15 protein-coding genes are annotated in these 18,055 nt (G+C 64.2%); 4 read left to right on the top strand and 11 right to left on the bottom strand.

The features are described 5' to 3' along the window. Positions 1-32: 32 nt before the first annotated feature. Together AC1D09_RS07395 and AC1D09_RS07390 are read right to left on the bottom strand one after the other, a co-directional pair. Positions 33-1,139: an ABC transporter ATP-binding protein gene (locus AC1D09_RS07395; protein WP_477663750.1), complete on the bottom strand. Its 1,107-nt coding sequence runs from the start codon at positions 1,137-1,139 to the stop codon at positions 33-35. A 110-nt stretch (positions 1,140-1,249) separates the two neighbouring features. Further along, positions 1,250-2,413: an extracellular solute-binding protein gene (locus AC1D09_RS07390; protein WP_074575313.1), complete on the bottom strand. Its 1,164-nt coding sequence runs from the start codon at positions 2,411-2,413 to the stop codon at positions 1,250-1,252. A 244-nt stretch (positions 2,414-2,657) separates the two neighbouring features. Here AC1D09_RS07390 and AC1D09_RS07385 point away from each other — a divergent pair, with 244 nt between their 5' ends. Next, positions 2,658-4,793, top strand: coding sequence for an acyl-CoA dehydrogenase (locus tag AC1D09_RS07385; protein ID WP_477663751.1), 2,136 nt, complete (start codon positions 2,658-2,660; stop codon positions 4,791-4,793). A 7-nt stretch (positions 4,794-4,800) separates the two neighbouring features. On the opposite strand, the gene AC1D09_RS07380 is transcribed toward AC1D09_RS07385, so the two are convergent. The 6 genes from AC1D09_RS07380 to lgt form a co-directional block, all read right to left on the bottom strand. Further along, entirely contained in the window at positions 4,801-6,321 is a 1,521-nt protein-coding gene (locus AC1D09_RS07380) for a malonate--CoA ligase (RefSeq protein WP_477663752.1), read from the bottom strand. Further along, positions 6,308-7,138, bottom strand: coding sequence for an enoyl-CoA hydratase/isomerase family protein (locus AC1D09_RS07375; RefSeq protein ID WP_477663753.1), 831 nt, complete (start codon positions 7,136-7,138; stop codon positions 6,308-6,310). Before AC1D09_RS07375 ends, AC1D09_RS07380 begins: the two co-directional genes overlap by 14 nt. A gap of 7 nt (positions 7,139-7,145) precedes the next feature. Next, positions 7,146-8,144 (bottom strand): Bug family tripartite tricarboxylate transporter substrate binding protein, encoded by a 999-nt coding sequence (locus AC1D09_RS07370; protein WP_477663754.1) that lies wholly within the window; start codon positions 8,142-8,144, stop codon positions 7,146-7,148. A 111-nt stretch (positions 8,145-8,255) separates the two neighbouring features. After that, complete coding sequence (locus AC1D09_RS07365) at positions 8,256-9,725, bottom strand: malonyl-CoA decarboxylase domain-containing protein (protein WP_477663755.1); 1,470 nt, start codon at positions 9,723-9,725, stop codon at positions 8,256-8,258. Next, on the bottom strand, positions 9,722-10,390 hold the full coding sequence (locus AC1D09_RS07360) for a GntR family transcriptional regulator (RefSeq protein ID WP_477663756.1): 669 nt from the start codon (positions 10,388-10,390) through the stop codon (positions 9,722-9,724). Before AC1D09_RS07360 ends, AC1D09_RS07365 begins: the two co-directional genes overlap by 4 nt. A 255-nt stretch (positions 10,391-10,645) precedes the next feature. Beyond that, positions 10,646-11,461 (bottom strand): prolipoprotein diacylglyceryl transferase, encoded by an 816-nt coding sequence (gene lgt / locus AC1D09_RS07355; RefSeq protein WP_477663757.1) that lies wholly within the window; start codon positions 11,459-11,461, stop codon positions 10,646-10,648. Between the two features lie 93 nt (positions 11,462-11,554). Here lgt and AC1D09_RS07350 point away from each other — a divergent pair, with 93 nt between their 5' ends. Further along, on the top strand, positions 11,555-12,124 hold the full coding sequence (locus AC1D09_RS07350; protein WP_477663758.1) for a DUF4124 domain-containing protein: 570 nt from the start codon (positions 11,555-11,557) through the stop codon (positions 12,122-12,124). Here AC1D09_RS07350 and AC1D09_RS07345 read toward each other — a convergent pair. After that, positions 12,111-13,082: a LysR family transcriptional regulator gene (locus tag AC1D09_RS07345; RefSeq protein ID WP_477663759.1), complete on the bottom strand. Its 972-nt coding sequence runs from the start codon at positions 13,080-13,082 to the stop codon at positions 12,111-12,113. The genes AC1D09_RS07350 and AC1D09_RS07345 overlap by 14 nt on opposite strands. Before the next feature lie 130 nt (positions 13,083-13,212). On the opposite strand from AC1D09_RS07345, the gene ilvD reads away from it, so the two are divergent. Then, the gene (gene ilvD, locus AC1D09_RS07340) at positions 13,213-14,913 is read left to right on the top strand and encodes a dihydroxy-acid dehydratase (protein WP_074575323.1); all 1,701 of its coding nucleotides are present in this window, start codon (positions 13,213-13,215) and stop codon (positions 14,911-14,913) included. Positions 14,914-15,054: 141 nt separating this feature from the next. On the opposite strand, the gene AC1D09_RS07335 is transcribed toward ilvD, so the two are convergent. Continuing rightward, positions 15,055-15,303, bottom strand: coding sequence for a TIGR04438 family Trp-rich protein (locus AC1D09_RS07335; protein WP_477663760.1), 249 nt, complete (start codon positions 15,301-15,303; stop codon positions 15,055-15,057). A 126-nt stretch (positions 15,304-15,429) separates the two neighbouring features. Between AC1D09_RS07335 and AC1D09_RS07330 the strand changes: the two genes are divergently transcribed. Beyond that, positions 15,430-15,744 (top strand): c-type cytochrome, encoded by a 315-nt coding sequence (locus AC1D09_RS07330; RefSeq protein ID WP_477663761.1) that lies wholly within the window; start codon positions 15,430-15,432, stop codon positions 15,742-15,744. Between the two features lie 183 nt (positions 15,745-15,927). On the opposite strand, the gene acs is transcribed toward AC1D09_RS07330, so the two are convergent. Beyond that, positions 15,928-17,925 carry an acetate--CoA ligase gene (acs, locus tag AC1D09_RS07325; RefSeq protein ID WP_477700998.1) on the bottom strand — a complete coding sequence of 666 codons (1,998 nt, stop codon included), beginning with the start codon at positions 17,923-17,925 and terminating at the stop codon, positions 15,928-15,930. Positions 17,926-18,055 lie beyond the last annotated feature (130 nt).

The following is an 18,055-nucleotide window of genomic DNA, read 5'->3' as shown; positions in this document are numbered from 1 at the left end:
GGGATTGAATCGTTAAGGCCTGTGGGCTGCGCCTACTGCGTCAGCACCACCGGCGCGGAGCCGTCCCACCAGAAGAAGACCTGGTCGTCCCAGGTGATCGTGTCGCTGTCGTGGCGCGTGGTGTTGGTCTCGGTGATCTTGAGGGTGCGCCCGCCGGCCGCTTCCACGATAAAGGTGTTGTAGCTGCCGAAATAGGCAATCTCGCGCACCTTGCCGGTAAACAGGTTGCTGCTGACCCCAGATGGACGAGCCTTGACGATATGGATCTTCTCGGGCCGCACCGCGATGGCCACCGCCATGCCCAGCGTGCCGCTGATGCCGTGCCCCACACTGACCACGCCCTGGTCGGTGGTGACTTCGCAGCGGTCGGCTTCGTCCAGCGTGAGCTCGCCTTCCAGCATATTGACGTTGCCGATGAAGTCGGCCACAAAACGGCAATTGGGGTGCTCGTAGATTTCCTTGGGCGTGCCGACCTGCAGCACGCGGCCGTGGCTCATCACGGCGATGCGGGAGGCCATGGCCATGGCTTCTTCCTGGTCGTGCGTGACCATGACGCAGGTCACGCCCACCGATTCAAGAATGTTGACGAGTTCGAACTGCGTGCGTTCGCGCAGCTTTTTATCCAGCGCGCCCAGGGGTTCGTCGAGCAAAAGCAGCTGGGGGCGCTTGGCCAGGCTGCGCGCCAGGGCCACACGCTGCTGCTGGCCGCCCGAAAGCTGGTGCGGCTTGCGTTTGGCGAAGGCCTCGAGCTGGACCAGCTTGAGCATCTCCTGCACGCGGGCCTCGATCTCGGGCTTGGGCATGCCTTCGCGCTTGAGGCCGAAAGCGATGTTGTCCCAGACCGTCAGGTGCGGAAACAGCGCATACGACTGGAACATCATGTTGATGGGCCGCTCGTAGGGCGGGAAGGACGCGATGTCCACGCCGTCCAGGAAGACCGCGCCGGAGGTCGGTTTTTCAAAACCCGCCAGCATGCGCAGCAGGGTCGACTTGCCGCAGCCGGAGCTGCCCAGCAGCGCGAAGATTTCACCCTTGTGGATGGACAGCGAGACATCATCGACCGCTGCCACGCCATCAAAGCGCTTGACCAGCTGGTCGGTCCGCAAAAACCCGTCGCCGGCCGAGAGAGGTAGATTCATGAACAGGATTTCCTGCCTTCATCAAAATGAAAAAAAGCTGTGCACACAACACATTGCATGCACAGCCGGGTTCACACTGAAATCAGCGCTTGCCAGAGATCAGTAAAACGTCACTTGCCTTTTTTGAAGGCGGTGAACACATTGCTCATGGATTCGCGGGCTTCGTTGCTGAAGCTGGCCGGCGACACCATCTTCTTCAGGTTGTCGGCATCGGGGAACACCGCCTTGTCCTTGGCGATTTCGGGCTTGACGTTGGCCAGGCTGGCCTTGTTGGCGGTGGCGTAGCCCAGCTCGTTGGTCAGGGAGGCGGACACTTCCGGGCGCAGCGAGTAGTTGATGAAAGCCAGCGCATTGTTGGGGTGCTTGGCATCCTTGGGGATGGCCAGGGTGTCAAAGAAGATCAGGCCGCCGGTGCTGGGCAGCAAGGCCTCGACTTCGTTGCCGCTCTTGTTTTCAAGGGCGCGGCCGCGGGCGATGTTGATGTCGCCGGCCCAGGCCAGGGCCACGCAAGCCTTGCCGCCGGCCAGGTCGTCAATCATGGTGCTGGAGAACATGCGGATGTGCGGGCGCACCTTGGCCAGCATCTCGGCCGCCGCCTTGTGGTCGGCCGGGTCGTTGGAGTACGCGTTCTTGCCCAGATAGTGCATGGCCGGCGGCAGCACTTCAGTGGGCGAGTCGAGGTAGGCGATGCCGCAGGCCTTGAGCTTTGCGGTGTAGACCGGGTTGAACACCAGGTCCCAGGCGTTTTCCGGCATGGGGGTGGAGCCCAGGGCCTTGGTGACCTTGGCCTTGTTGATGCCGACCGTGGTGAAGCTCCAGGCCCAGGGCACGAGGTAGGCATTGCCCGGGTCAATGGTGCCCAGCTTCTCCATGATGGCCGGATCCAGGTTGCCGTAGTTGGCGATTTTGGTTTTGTCGAGCTTGGCGAGCAGGCCGCCGTCGATCTGCGGCTTGGCGAACACGGCGCCGGGCACGACGATGTCGTAGCCGGTGTTGCCGGCGACCAGCTTGGCGTGCAGGGCCTCGTTGTTCTCGAAGGTCTGGTAGTTGACCTTGATGCCGGTTTCCTTTTCGAAGTTGGCGACCATGTCCTTGGCGACGTAGTCAGGCCAGTTGTAGACATTGAGTACCTTTTCCTCGGCGGCCACGGGGGCCGGCGCGCTCGCGGCGGCGGCCGGGGCGGCGGCGGCAGGCGCTTCGTCTTTTTTACCGCAGGCGGTCAGTGCCGCAACCAGCATGGCCGAAAACGCCCAATACCCAAGATGCTTTTTCATAATGTCCTCAACTCCTCTTATAAAAACTTGGAAGTAAAAACCAGGAAACACTAGCAAAAATCAGACCGGAGCAATTGTATAAGAGGGCCGCAAGCGCGGGAACCTTTCTTGCCCGGGCTTTGCGGGAAGGCCAGCTGCCCGGCAAATCCGCCTACAGCGACACGGGGTGAACGGCGCTAGGCACCCCGCCGTGCCCCTCGTAGGCTGGGGGCAAGCTTTCACTTCCCTTCCGAAAGACACCCCCATGGGATTTTCCAGCTGGCTGGGCCGGGCCGCCATGAAACCCTTTGCCCGCGCATTGCCTGTGATGGGCGACACAGAGCGCGCCGCGCTCGAAGCGGGTACTGTCGGCTTTGAAGGCCGGTTGTTCTCCGGACGGCCCGATTTTGACGCCCTGCTGGCCGCCGGGCCCAACGTGCTCAGCGCCGCGGAACAGGCCTTTCTGGACAAGGAAGTCACCACCCTGTGCGCCATGCTGGATGACTTTGCCATCGACCAGGCCGGGGACCTGCCCGCCGGGGTCTGGGCTTACCTGCGCGAACACCGTTTCTTCGGCATGATCATTCCCGAGGCGCATGGCGGGCTGGGCTTCAGCCACTATGCCCATGCCACCGTGGTGACGCGCATCGCCACGCTGAACATCTCCGCGGCCGTGACCGTCATGGTGCCCAACTCCCTGGGGCCGGCCGAACTGCTGCTGCGCTACGGCACGGATGCCCAGAAGCAGCACTACCTGCCGCGCCTGGCCGACGGCCGCGACCTGCCCTGCTTCGGGCTGACCTCGCCCTATGCGGGCTCCGATGCGGCTTCCATCCCCGACAGCGGCCTGCTGGTCGAGCGGGAGTTTGAAGGCCGGGTGGTACGCGGCTTCAGCCTGAACTTCTCCAAGCGCTATATCACTCTGGCGCCGGTGGCCTCCGTCGTGGGCCTGGCCTTCAATGCCATCGACGAAAGCTTGCCCGAAGGCCAGCGCGAGCTGGGCATCACCTGCGCGCTGATCCCGGTGCCGCAGCCCGGCATGGACATAGGCCGGCGGCACCGGCCCATGGACGCGGCATTCATGAACGGCCCTATCGAAGGCCGCGAGGTCTTCATCCCCATGGACTGGGTCATAGGCGGTGAGGCCCGGGTCGGCCAGGGCTGGCGCATGCTCATGGAATGCCTGGCGGCCGGGCGAGCCATTTCGCTGCCGGCACTGGGCTCGGCCATGCAACAGACCGCGCTCTTCGTCGCCAACGGCTACGGCCAGGTGCGCGAGCAGTTCGGGCTCCCGATCGGGCGCTTCGACGCGATCGCCGGCGTGATCGCCGGCATGGCCTGCGAGCTTTATGCAACGGACGCCGCGCGCCGCTACACCGCCGCGGTGCTGGACCACGGCGAGCAGCCCAGCGTGGCCAGCGCCATCCTGAAAGTGCATTTGACCGAAGCCGGCCGCCGCGCCGTCAACCACGGCATGGACATCCTGGGCGGCAAGGGCATCATCCAGGGCCCTTCCAACCTGCTGTCCGTGGCCTACCGCGGTGCGCCGATTGCCATCACGGTAGAAGGCGCCAACATCCTGACCCGCTCGCTGATCATCTTCGGCCAGGGCGCGGTGCGCTGCCACCCTTACGTGATGAAGGAGATGCAGGCGGTGCGGGACAAGGACGCCCAGGCGCTGGGCGAGGCGCTGGTGGGCCATGGCGGGCACGTGCTGCGCAACTTCTGGTACAGCATCGCGGGCGCGCCGCTGCGGGGCACGCCGCCCGCGGGCCTGGAAAAAGAAGCCCGGTTGATCGCCCGCCTGAGCAGCCAGTACGCGCTCACCTGCGACCTGGCCATGGGCTTGCTGGGCGGCAAGCTCAAGCGCATGGAATTGCTGTCAGCCCGGCTGGGCGACGTGCTGGCCCACCTTTACATGGCCAGCGCCTGCGCCTGGCGCTATGCGGTGGAAAAGGACGGCGACATGCTGCCGGTGGCCAAGGCCGCGATTCGCGTCCAGCTTGACGAAGCCGGTAATGCGCTGGAAGCGCTCTATGCCAACTTTCCATCGCCGCTGCGCCGCGTGGTGGGGGCCATGGTGCTCAACCGCAGCACGCGGCTGGCGCCGCTGCGGGATGTCCAGCTGCTGGACCTGGCCAGGCTGCTGCGCACCCAGCACGCGCTCATGCGGCGCCTGTGCCCCGACCTGGCCACGCCGGCCGGCGGCGGCTTGCGGGATTTGATGGATGCGCTGGCCCTGGCCGAGCAGTTGGGGGAAGAAACGGTGTCGCTCAACAAGGCCGTGCGCCGCAGCGCGTCCATGGAGCGCGCCGCGCAGGCGTCAAGCAAGCCTGAACTGGCCTTGGCCTACCTGCGCGCGGCTGACAAGGTCATCCAGGTCGACGACTTCGCGCCCTAGCCTGTTTTTAAGCGAACAGGCCCTTGTACTGCTCGCGCAGCAAATTCTTTTGCACCTTGCCCATGGTGTTGCGCGGCAGTTCGCTGACCACAAAACACTGCTTGGGAATCTTGAAGTTGGCCAGCCTGGACTTGAGCTCGCCCACAATCCGGCCGCCTTCCAGCGAGGCGCCGGGCTTGGCGATCACGACGGCCACGCCCACTTCGCCAAAATCCGGGTGCGGCACGCCGACCAGGGCGCTTTCGGCCACGCCCGGCATGTCGTTGATATAACCCTCGATCTCGGCCGGGTAGACGTTGTAGCCGCCGCTGATGATCAGGTCCTTGCTGCGGCCCACGATGACGATGTAGCCGCGCTCGTCAATCTTGCCGACGTCGCCGGTCTTGAAGTAGCCGTCCGCCGTGAACTCTTCCTTGGTCTTTTCCGGCATGCGCCAGTAGCCCTTGAAGACATTCGGCCCCTTGACCTGGATGCCGCCAATCTCGCCGGCCGGCAGGGACTGCCCGTCATCGCCCTGCACGCGCAGGCTGACGCCCGGCAGCGCAAAGCCCACGGTGCCGCCGCGCCGCTCAGCGCCCTGGTAGGGGTTGGAGGTCAGCATCACGGTTTCGGACATGCCATAGCGCTCCAGAATCGTGTGGCCGGTTCGCTCCTTCCATTCGTTGAAGGTTTCGATCAGCAAGGGGGCCGATCCCGCGACAAAAAGCCGCATGTTACGGCAGGCCTCACGTGTCAGGCCGGCTTCGGCCAGCAGGCGCACATAGAGCGTGGGCACGCCCATGAACACCGTGGCCTCGGGCAGCTTGCTGACCACCAGCTTGGGGTCGAACTTCGCGAGCCAGATCATCTTGCTGCCGTTGATCAGCGCACCGTGGATGGCGACAAACAGGCCGTGCACATGAAAAATCGGCAAGGCGTGGATCAGCACGTCACCCTTCTTCCAGCCCCAGTAGTCCTTGAGCACCAGCGCGTTGCTCAGCATGTTGCCGTGCGTCAGCATGGCGCCCTTGCTGCGGCCCGTGGTGCCGCTGGTGTAAAGAATGGCGGCCAGGTCGTCGGCCTCCCTCTGCACGGGTTCATGCCGGTCGCTGCAATGCGCGGCGCGCTCCAGCAGCGAGCCCGTGCGGTCGTCGTCCAGCGTGAAAACGTTGCGCGTGCCAGCCTTGAAGGCGATCTTGCTGACCCAGCCGAAGTTCTTGCTGCTGCATACCATCACCGAGGGCTCGGCATTGCCGATGAAGTACTCGATCTCGGCGCTTTGGTAGGCGGTGTTGAGCGGCAGGAACACATAACCGGCGCGCAAGGTCGCCAGGTACAGCATCATTGCTTCCACCGATTTTTCGACCTGCACCGCCACCCTGGCCCCCGCGGGCAAGCCCAGCGAGGCCAGCAGGTTGGCCATCATCGCGGTGCCGCGTTCAAGGTCGCGCCATGAATAGCGCAAGCCGTTGTCGGTTTCGATGGCGACGTCGTCCAGCGAGGAAGGAAAGGCGGCTCGCAGTGCCGCGAACAGGTTATGGTTTTTCATGGCTCAGGCTGTCAGTGGTCATAGATTCAGCGGCCCGGCCGTCAAACCGGGGCTGGCGTTTTTCAGTAAAGGCCGTCACGCCTTCCCGGTGTTCGGGCGAGGCAGCATAGCGGTAAGCGCTCGCTGCCAGGTCCGTCACGGCTTGCTCGCTGCCGGCCTGGGCCAACGCCCGCAAAGCCTGCTTGTTCAGCCTGGCGGCGCCGGGCGCCAGGGCGGCGCAGCGTTCCACGCAAGCCATGGCTGCGGCGCCCGCTTCGTGAGCCGGCAGTACCTGATTGAGGAAACCACGCTGTTTCATCTCGGCTGCGTCCAGCACGGTAGCCGACAGCAGCATTTCGCGCGCGGTCAGCTCGCCCGCCGCGCGCAGCACCAGCGCGGCTTCGCGCGGCGCCATCGGAAAGCCAAGCTTCGCGATGGGCGCGCCGAACTTCGCGCTGTCGCCCGCGATGCGGATATCGCAGCAGCTGGCGATCTCCAGGCCGGCGCCCATGCAGTTGCCGTCGATCTGCGCAACCATGGGCAGGTCGCAATCAAGCATGGCCCGCAAGCCGCTCCACACATCGCACTCGTGAAATTCACGCAGGGCGGATTCTTCAAACCGGAAGCCGGCGTATTCGGAAATGTCGCCTCCCGCGCAAAAATGCCCGCCCTCGCCCCGCACCAGCACGCAGCGCACATAGTCGGCCCGCTGCAGGCCTTCGAAGGCCGCGCGCAGCTCGCGCCACATGGCGCGGCTCATGGCATTAAATTTGCCCGGATGGGACAGGGTCACAAAGGCCAGGGAGCCCTTCACCTCGAGTAAAACAGCTCCAGCCATCAAGCGGTCATTCGAGTTTGGCGCCGGAGGCTTTCACCACGGCCGACCAGCGCTTGACCTCGCTGCTCACAAAAGCGCCGAACTGCTGCGGCGTGAGGTTGCCGAAGTCCGCGCCGTTGTTGGCCCAGATCGCCTTGAGTTCATCGGTGGTGGCGGCCTTGCGCAGGTCCTCGACGATGCGCGCCTGCACATCGGCCGGCGTGCCTTTGGGTGCCCACATGCCGTACCAGGTGGTCACGGTGTAGTCGGGCAGGCCCAGTTCGCCGGCGCAGGGCACATCCGGGAATGCCGGGTTGCGTTTGGTGCCGGACACCATAAGCGCTTTGATCCGTCCGCCCTTGATGTGGTTGGCCGAGGAACCCAGGCCGTCAAACATCATGTCGACATTGCCCGAGATCAAGTCCTGCAGCGCAGGGCCCGCGCCGCGATAGGGAATGTGGGTGATGAAGGTCTTGGTCTGCTGCTTGAACAGCTCACCGGCCAGGTGGTGCGAGGTGCCCGCGCCGGCCGATCCGTAGTTGTACTTGCCCGGTGCCTTGCGTACAGCTTCAAGGTAGGCCTTGAAATCGGGGAACGGCAGGTTGCGGGGGTTGACCACCAGCACCTGCGGCACGTTGGCCATCAGGGCCAGCGGCACAAAATCTTTCTCGATGTCGTAGTCGAGCTTGGGATACATCGAAGGCGCGATGGTGTGGTGCACCGCGCCCATAAACAGCGTGTAGCCGTCGGGCTGGGCCCTGGCGGCAATGCTGGCCCCCAGCGTGCCGCCGGCGCCGCCGCGGTTGTCGATGATGAGCTGCTTGCCGGTCAGCTTCGCGAACTGGGCGGACAGGGGGCGGGCGAAGGCGTCAGTGCCGCCGCCCGCCGGGAAGGGCACGATCATCGTCACAGGCTTGGTGGGCCAGGCCGACTGGGCTTGGCTGCCGAAGGACAGTGTCGCGGCACCGGCGGCCGCGGCGCGCAAGATGTCGCGCCGGGAAGCCCGGGCATGAAAACTGAAAGTCATTGTTGTCTCCTGTCGTTGTCGAAATCAGAAAAGCAAACCGGAAGTTCATGTGCAGCGAACCCGGCTTGCCGCCACCCCAATCCATTGAAGTACACGTTCTTAAGTACACATTCAAATATACAAATCTTCGATGTCCCCTGACACGGGGATTTCCCCCTGTGCGAGCTGCGCGCGGTGCCTGTCCAGGCGCTTGAGATCGTAGAGGTAATTCACCATGAGGCCGTAGGACTGCTTGAGCCCTTTCGGTGTGGGGTCGCCCGCCCAGTTGATGCGTTCTATGCGCGCGCCATTGCCCAGGTGAAAGCGCGCCACCGGATCCAGCGGCTTGCCCTCTTCCAGGGTCCGCCCAAGGTAGTGGGCGGCGCAGTGCAGCAGCATTTTGCGCACCGGCGATTTTTCGCTTAGCGCGAGCGGGTTCTCAATGGCCGTGAGCAAATGCCCGGCGCCGGGCGGCTCGAAGCCCACGGCCCGGCCCAGCGCCGTGAGTTCTTTTTCGCCCAGTTTTTCGAGCATGGCCCCGGCGTTCTTGCCCAGCCAATTGCGAAAACCCGGAATCGGCGAAAGCGTGGCAAAAGTCTTGAGCTTGGGAAATTCTTCCTTCAGCGTCTCGACCACGCGCTTGATCAGGGAGTCACCGAAACTCACGCCGCGCAGCCCGGCCTGGGTGTTGCTGATCGAATAAAAGATGGCCGTGGTGGCGCGGCTCAGGTCCGAAGGCGCGGCCAGTTCGTCGAGCAGCGGCATGATGTCGCCCGCGATCTGCTCGACCATGGCAACCTCCACGAAGATCAGCGGCACCTCGGGCAGGCGCGGGTGGAAAAAGCCGTAGCAGCGCCTGTCGCTGTCGAGCCGGTTCTTCACGTCGGCCCAGCCCTTGATGTCATGCACCGCTTCGTACTTGATGAGCTTTTCGATCAGCGAGGCCGGCGAATCCCAGGTGATGCGACGCAGGTCCAGAAATCCCACGTCGAACCAGGTGGAAAACATGTATTCCATTTCCACGTCCAGCGCCAGCAGGCGCTTGTCGGACTTGAGGCTGGGCTGCATCTCGGCCCGCATGTCGACCAGGAACTGGATGCCGCCCGGGTAGACGCTGAAGCGCTGCAGCAGGCGCCGGCGCGGCGACACCGTGGCGCGCCGGTAACGCACCTCGGCCACCGCCTCCTCGGGCGTGCCCACCGCCGCCGCGAACTGCGCCTGCGCGGCCTTGACCTTTTGCGGGTTGGCGACGAATTGCTCGCTCATGAGCATCCACAGGTCGCGCCGGCGCGCTGGTGTGGCGCCCTCGTACCAGGCCGCGATGGCCATGGCGCGGCGCCCGCCCTCGACCTCGCTTACGCGCGGGTCGATGATGGCCTGCAGTTCCTGCAAGGTGCGGCGCAGCACGCGCGGCGACAGCGCCTCGTCTTTCTGGCTCAGCGTCGCCTGCAGCCGCTCATGCGTGCTGCGCGCGGGCAGGCTTGCGCCGGGCGCCGATTTTTTGGCTGCCGCCGGGGCGGCTTGCGCCGCCGCATTCCCCGCGGCGCCCTTGTCGCTGGTAAAGCGCGAGACGTTGCGGCTGAGCCACTCGGCGGCGCTCATGATGCCACCCTTGAGCGCTGGTTGCGGGCCAGTTCGCGCAGCGCTTCGCGCTGGCGTGTCAGGTGCGTGCGCATGGCGGCTTCCGCGCCTTCACTATCGCGGCTCTTGAGGGCGGCGAACACCGTCATGTGCTCCGACAGACTTTGCGCCAGCCGGCCCGGCGCGTGAAGCTGCTGCAGCCGCGCGAGCTTGAGGATTTTGCGCAGGTCGGCAATGGCCTGCGCGAGCCAGCGGTTGTCGGCCAGCAGGATGATGGCCTCGTGGATCGCGAAGTTGGTGGCGTAGTAGTCGTTGATGCGGCCGGCCGCCGCATGGCTGTTGAGGCGCTCGTGCAGGGTGGTCAGCGCCGCGAGGTCGGCGTCGGTCGCGTTGCGCGCCGCCTCGTAGGCGCAGCGCCCTTCCAGCAGCGCGATCACCGGGAAGATGTCGTCGAGGTCTTTTTCGGTCACTTCGTTGACGAAGCAGCCGCGCCGGGGCTCATGGCGCAGCAGCCCCTCGGAAGTCAGCACCTTGAGCGCCTCGCGCAGCGGCGTGCGCGAGATTTCCAGCCGCTCGCACAGCGCGACCTCATCCAGAAAGCTCCCGGGCGCCAGCTGGCCCGCGAAAATCTGCTCGCGCAGGGTATCGGCGACCTCCTGGTGCAGTGAATTCTGGACAAGACGCATGGCATGACCCTTTGACTGACCCGGCCCGCCGGCATGGCGAACCCCTGCTGAAAACCTGCTTTACCGCGGGTACTTTGACGCCCAATTCCGCGGTAATTTCAAGTAATTACGTGTAATTATGAGAAATAATCCAAACACCATCAAGAGCTTGTGCTTGAAAACGACAGGGGGAAACCCTAGTGGAGGCTTGCGGATTGCGGACGCGAACAGCATGCGCCGCCCCGGTAGCGCCCCTTGTGACGGTTTTGCCGGGCCTCAGGCCGGCTCAGCGCGTTTTGTCGCCCACACCCAGAGCCAGGCGCCGCCAATGATCATGGGAACGCAAAGCCATTGGCCCATGCTCATGCCCAGGGCCAGGATGCCGAGGAACTCGTCCGGCTCGCGGAAAAACTCGGCAATAAAGCGGAACACGCCGTAGCCCAGCAGGAAGGCGCCGGAGACCTGGCCCGTCTTGCGCGGCTTGCGCGCGTACAGCCACAGCAGCACGAACAGCAGCAGGCCCTCGAGCAGGAACTGGTAGACCTGCGAAGGATGGCGCGGCAGCGGGGAACCGCTGCCCGGAAACACCATGCCCCAGGGCAGGGCCGGGTCGCTGAAACGCCCCCACAGCTCACCGTTGATGAAGTTGCCGACACGCCCCGCCGCCAGCCCCGTGGGCACGCAAGGCGCCACAAAATCCATCACCTGCAGCCAGGGCCGCCGGCGCGAGCGCGCAAACCACCACTGCGAAGCCAGCACCCCCAGCATGCCGCCGTGAAAGCTCATGCCGCCCTGCCACACAAAAAAGATCTCCAGCGGATGCGACAGGTAGTAGCCGGGCTTGTAGAAAAGGCAATAACCGAGCCGCCCGCCTATCACCACTCCCATCACCCCCAGAAACAGCATGTCCTCAATATCCCTGCGCGACCAGGCCCCCGGCCCGGTGATGGAGGCAAAAGGCTGGTGCCGCAGCCGCCGCGTGGCCAGGAAGAAAAACAAGCCGAAGGCCGCCAGGTAGGTCAGGCCGTACCAGTGGATGCCCAACGGGCCGAGTTGGAGCGCGACAGGATTGATTTGCGGGTGGATAAGCATGGGCGGTATTTTGCACGCATGCCTCGTAGGAAAGGGCTTACGCGAAGACGGCATTGGATTAGACTGCCGGCAACACCGTCACGGATACCGCCCATGCGCTACGCCCTTCACCCTGCCCTTTCTCTCAGCCTGCTGGGCCTGTTCTTCATGCAGCCCGCCACCGCCCAGGTCTACCAATGCCTGGACGCGAACGGCAAAAAAGTGTTTTCGCAAATACCTTGCGCGGCCCAAGGCGGCAGCGAAAAGCTCATCATGCAGGCGCCTACGAGGTCCGCCGCGCCCCCGATGCCGGCCGAGGGCGGGCCCTATGGCAATGGCGCTGCTGCTGCCGCTGCCGCGCCAAAAGACTGGGCGGCGGAAAACGCAGCCGCCGACGCGCGGGCGGCCGCGGACGCCTCCGCCAACACATCGCGCCAGGGCTCGTCCCCGGCATCGGGCGGCTTGCGCAAAGGCGCTGCCCAGGCCCCGCTCACCGACAAACAAATCATTGCCAACTGCGAGGCCAACCATGGCGCGCGCTGCAGCAGCCCCGGCGAAATAGCCCAGCGCAGGATGGAGCAGCGCGAACTCACCGCGTCGGAAAGACAGCAGCAGCAAAGCGCGGTGGCGGCGCGCCGGCAACGCGAACAGGACGAAGCCTTTTACCGGTCTACTCGCCGATAAAAGCCGCGAAGCGCGCGAGCGCCGGGTTGGCGCTGGCACCCGGCCAGACCAAGCTGGTCTCGCAGCCGGGTACCGCGACTGAAGCCCCCCGAGCCCCACCGCGCGCGGAAGGCCTGCCGGCCGGCAGGCTGCGGTACACCACGCCGGGCCGCTGGAATTGCCGCACGCTCTCGGGCACCCAGGCCACGCCCAGCCCGGCGGATACCAGGTTCACGATGGTCTGCATCTGGATGGCTTCCTGCGCGACCTGCGGCAATTGCCCGGCCGCGTGATACATCGCAAAAATCGCGTCGTAGAGCGAAGGAACGATGCGCCGCGGAAAAATCACCAGCGCCTGGTCCAACAGGTCCGCAAGGGTGAGTGCAGCCTTGTTTGCCAGCGGGTGCTGCTCGGGCAGCGCCACCACCAGCGGATCCTGGCTGATGCGCCGGCAGGCCAGGCCGGGCGGCGCAAAACCAGGGGAATGCAGCATGAAGCCCGCGTCGATCTCGCCGCGCTCAAAGGCCTGCAATTGCACGTCGCCGGTCGCCTCCAGCAGTTCCAGCTGCACTTTCGGGTAGTGCTCGCGAAAAGCGCGCACCCAGCGCGGCAGCAACTCGAAACCCACCGTGGAGACAAAAGCCAGCCGCAAGCGCCCCGCCTCGCCGTCGGCGCTGGCGCGCGCATACGCCGGCAAGGCCTGGGCGCGCGCCAGCAGGTCGCGCGCCTCGGGCACCAGGGCGGCACCCGCCGCCGTGAGCTGCACGCTGCGCTTGGTGCGGTCGAACAACTTCAGGCCCAGCAAGGCCTCCAGCTGGGCAATGGCTTGGGTGAGCGGCGGCTGGGTCATGCTCAGGCGCAGCGCCGCGCGGCCGAAGTGCAATTCCTCGGCCACGGCCAGGAACTGGCGCCATAGGCGAAGCTCGATCAGGGGTGGTTTGCGGGACGCCGTGTGCACGGCATTGAGGGCATCATTCATATGCATTACATATTAATAGATCATAAATAATGGATTGGAAAGAATCAATCAAAGCACGCATACTCTGCATTCCTGAGTGCCACGGCGCAGCCCGGCCACACCCAAACAGACATCCACCACGAGACGCACCATGAACACCAAAACCGTCAACATCGTTGCCAACCCGCGCAGCAAAAACATCACCGAGGGCAAATCGCGCGCGCCCAACCGCTCCATGTACTACGCCATGGGTTACGAGGCCGACGATTTCAAAAAGCCCATGGTCGGCGTGGCCAACGGCCACAGCACCATCACGCCCTGCAACAGCGGCCTGCAAAAACTGGCGGATGCGGCGATTGCCGGCATCGAGGAGGCCGGCGGCAACGCCCAGGTCTTCGGCACGCCCACCATCTCCGACGGCATGGCCATGGGCACCGAAGGCATGAAATATTCGCTGGTGAGCCGCGAGGTGATCTCGGACTGCATCGAAACCTGTGTGCAGGGCCAGTGGATGGACGGCGTGCTGGTGGTCGGCGGCTGCGACAAGAACATGCCGGGCGGCCTGATGGGCATGCTGCGCGCTAACGTGCCTGCAATCTACGTTTACGGCGGCACCATCCTGCCGGGCAGCTACAAGGGCAAGGACCTCAACATCGTCAGCGTGTTCGAAGCCGTGGGTGAAAACGCCGCCGGCCGCATGAGCGACGAAGACCTGCTGGAGATCGAGCGCCGCGCCATCCCCGGCACCGGCAGTTGCGGCGGCATGTACACGGCCAATACCATGTCCAGCGCCTTCGAGGCCCTGGGTATTTCGCTGCCCTACTCCAGCACCATGGCCAATCCGCACGACGAGAAAATGAACTCGGCCAAGGAGTCGGCCAAGGTTCTGGTCGAGGCCATCAAAAAAGACATCAAACCGCGCGACATCGTCACCAAGAAGGCGATTGAAAACGCGGTCGCCGTGATCATGGCCACCGGCGGCTCCACCAACGCCGTGCTCCACTTCCTGGCCATCGCCCACGCGGCCGGCGTGGAATGGACGATCGACGACTTCGAGCGCGTGCGCCAGCGTACGCCGGTGCTGTGCGACCTCAAGCCCTCGGGCAAATACCTCGCTGTGGATCTGCACCGCGCCGGCGGCATTCCCCAGGTCATGAAAACACTGCTGGCCGCCGGCCTGCTGCATGGCGACTGCCTGACGATTTCCGGCCAGACCATTGCCGAGACGCTCAAGGACGTGCCCGACGTGCCGCGCGCCGACCAGGACGTGATCCGCCCCATCGACAAGCCCATGTACGCACAGGGCCACCTTGCCATCCTCAAGGGCAACCTCTCGCCCGAGGGCTGCGTCGCCAAGATCACCGGCCTGAAAAACCCGGTCATGACCGGCCCGGCGCGCGTGTTTGACGACGAGCAGTCGGCCCTGGCCGCGATTCTGGCAGGCAAGATCAAGGCCGGCGACGTGATGGTGCTGCGCTACCTCGGCCCCAAGGGCGGGCCCGGCATGCCTGAAATGCTGGCCCCCACCGGCGCGCTGATAGGCGCCGGCCTCGGTGAAAGCGTGGGCCTGATCACCGACGGCCGTTTCTCCGGCGGCACCTGGGGCATGGTGGTCGGCCACGTCGCACCAGAAGCCGCGGCCGGCGGCAACATCGCCTTCATCAACGAAGGCGACTCCATCACCATCGATTCCAAGCAGCTCTTGCTGCAGCTGAACATCAGCGATGCCGAACTGGCCAAACGCAAGGTCGGCTGGAAGGCTCCGGCGCCGCGTTACACCCGCGGCGTACAGGCCAAGTTTGCCTTCAATGCCTCCAGTGCCAGCAAGGGCGCGGTGCTGGACGACTATTGAACTGACCCCGGTCCACTGAAACGACAAGAGCCCGTGAAGTTACAGACTTCACGGGCTCTTTGCTTTGAACTGCCTCGCCGTTTGCGAACAGCGGATAAATTGGTGTCGTACCTTGAATAAAGAACTTGCGGCGGCTCGGGCTTACTTCTTCCTCTTTTTGGCCGAAAGCATACCCATGGCTTCACGCTGTTTTTCAATCCGGTCGTCCTTACGCTTGGCCATCTTTTCAACTTCCTTGCGCTTGGTATAACCCGACGCGTCGGCCCAGGCCCACCAGGCGACGGCCATTGCAAAGGGAGACAGCACGATGAACCAGTTCAAAGTGGCGACCGGCCCGATCTCGAAATATTTGAGGGCCAGGGCCACAATGCCAAGCAATAAAAAAAACATGAAACTTCTCCTGAATATGCCACCTGCGCCAAGGGGTATCCCCTTGAAACAAGGGTCAACCGGCACCACTACAATCACGTTGATTGACTGTAACCGAATCCACAACTTCCCCCACGAGGACAATCCATGAAACGCATTCTTTCGGTAATCGCTTTTGTGACCGCGGGTTTTGCCGTGTCGACGCCAGCCCTGGCCGACCTGCAATTGGCTACCGCCAAGAACTGCATGGCCTGCCACGCCATCGACAAAAAGCTGGTCGGCCCCTCCTACAAGGATGTCGCCGCCAAGTACGCCGGCCAGAAAGACGCCGCCGACAAGCTGGCCGCCAAAATCATCAAGGGCGGTTCCGGCGTCTGGGGCCCGGTCCCCATGCCCGCGAATGCACAGGTCAACCCTGAAGAAGCCAAGAAACTGGCCGCCTGGGTCCTGGCAACCAAATAAGCGGCTCGCAAGCCCGCAAAAAAGCCCGTCGATGACGGGCTTTTTTCATTGGCGCCTCCAGTTACTGCTTTTCAGCCAATTGCTCCAGAATCGCCGGATTCTGTGGCCACATCACATCGCTTCGCGATATGAGTGTCCCCCAACCCCGCCACAGCTTCGCTGGCGCGGCTTCGCCGCCCTCGATCACTGTCTTTCCGACAGCTGATCGAGGATGGCGGGGTTTTCTAAAGTCGACGTGTCCTGCGTGATGGCCTCGCCCTTGGCGATGCCGCGCAGCAGGCGGCGCATGATCTTGCCGCTGCGTGTCTTGGGCAGGTTGTCGCCGAAGCGGATGTCCTTGGGCTTGGCGATGGGTCCGATTTCCTTGCCGACCCAATCGCGAAGTTCCTTGGCGATGGCCTTGGCCTCCTCGCCCGTGGGGCGCGCGCGCTTGAGCACCACGAAGGCCACGATGGCTTCGCCGGTCAGGTCGTCGGGCCGGCCCACGACGGCGGCTTCGGCCACCAGCGCGGAATGCGCCACCAGTGCCGATTCGATTTCCATGGTGCCCATGCGGTGGCCCGAGACGTTGAGCACGTCGTCAATGCGGCCGGTGATGCGGAAGTAGCCGTTGTCGGCGTTGCGCACCGCGCCGTCGCCGGCCAGGTAAATCGTGCCGCCCATTTCTTCGGGGAAATAGCTCTTCTTGAAACGATCCGGATCGTTCCAGATGGTGCGGATCATGGACGGCCAGGGGCGTTTGACGACCAGCATGCCGCCCGAGCCGTTGGGCAGGTCCTTGCCGGTTTCATCGACGATGGCGGTCATGATGCCGGGCAGCGGCAGGGTGCAACTGCCGGGCACCAGCGGCGTGGCGCCGGGCAGCGGCGTGATCATGTGGCCGCCGGTTTCGGTTTGCCAGAAAGTGTCCACGATGGGGCAGCGCTCGCCGCCCACGTTTTTGTAGTACCACATCCAGGCTTCGGGATTGATGGGCTCGCCCACCGAGCCCAGGATGCGCAGGCTGCTGAGGTCGGAGCGCGCCGGGTGCACTTTCTCGTCGGCCTCGGCGGCCTTGATCAGCGAACGGATCGCCGTGGGCGCGGTGTAGAAAATCGTGACCTTGTGCTTTTCGATCATCTGCCAGAAGCGCCCGGCGTTCGGGAAGGTGGGGATGCCCTCGAAGATGATCTGCGTCGCGCCAGCGGCCAGCGGGCCGTAAGCCACATAGGTGTGGCCGGTGATCCAGCCGATGTCGGCCGTGCACCAGAACACGTCGGCGGGCTGGATGTCGAAGGTCCAGTCCATCGTGAGCTTGGCCCAGAGCAGGTAACCACCGGTGCTGTGCTGCACGCCCTTGGGCTTGCCGGTCGAGCCCGAGGTGTAAAGAACGAACAGCGGGTGCTCGGCACCGACGAATTCGGGCTCGCACACCGGCGCCGCCTTGGCCGTGATTTCGTGCATCAGGCTGTCGCGCCCGGCCACCATGTCGCAGGCCGTGGCGGTGCGCTGGTAGACGATCACGTTTTTGATCGACTCGCAGCCGCCCATGGCGATGCCTTCGTCGACGATGGCCTTGAGCGGCAGCTCCTTGCCGCCGCGCAGCTGGTAGTTGGCGGTGATGACGGCCACGGCGCCGGCGTCCTGGATGCGCTCCTGCAGGCTCTTGGCCGAGAAGCCGCCGAATACGACGGAATGCGTGGCGCCTATGCGCGCGCAGGCCTGCATGGCCACCACGCCCTCCACCGTCATCGGCATATAGATGATGACCCGGTCGCCCTTCTTGATGCCCGCGCCTTTCAGCGCGCTGGCGAACTGGCTGACCTTGGCGTGCAGTTCCTTGTAAGTGACGTTGGTGACCTTGCCGTCGTCGCTTTCGAAAATGATGGCCTTTTTGTTCTCGGTCGGCGTGCCCAGGTGGCGGTCCAGGCAGTTGTAGGAGGCGTTGAGCTCACCGTCGGCAAACCATTTGTAGAAGGGCGCCGCGGATTCGTCCAGCGTCTTCGTGAAGGGCTTTTTCCAGCTGAGGTTGTCACGCGCCAGGCGCGCCCAGAAACCCTCAAAATCCTTTTCAGCCTCGGCGCACAAAGCCTGGTAGGCCGGCATGCCCGAAATGCGCGCGGCCTTCACGGTGGCGGCGGCGGGCGGAAAAATGCGGTTCTCCACCAGGGTTGATTCAATCGCGGAATTGGGGGCGCTCATTTGGCTTTGTCTCCTGTTTGTCACTGAATGCGTGGTACTGTCTTCTGCCGCACTTACAAGCCACTGACTGGCTTGAACCTTACAAATGCATCAAATCCGGGGATGGCAGGCCGCCCTCTTACAATGCCGC

The sequence above is a fragment of the Polaromonas sp. P1_A2 genome (genome assembly GCF_056406895.1).
Note: the sequence above shows the minus strand (reverse complement) of the source record. Positions and strands in the feature narration are given on the sequence as shown.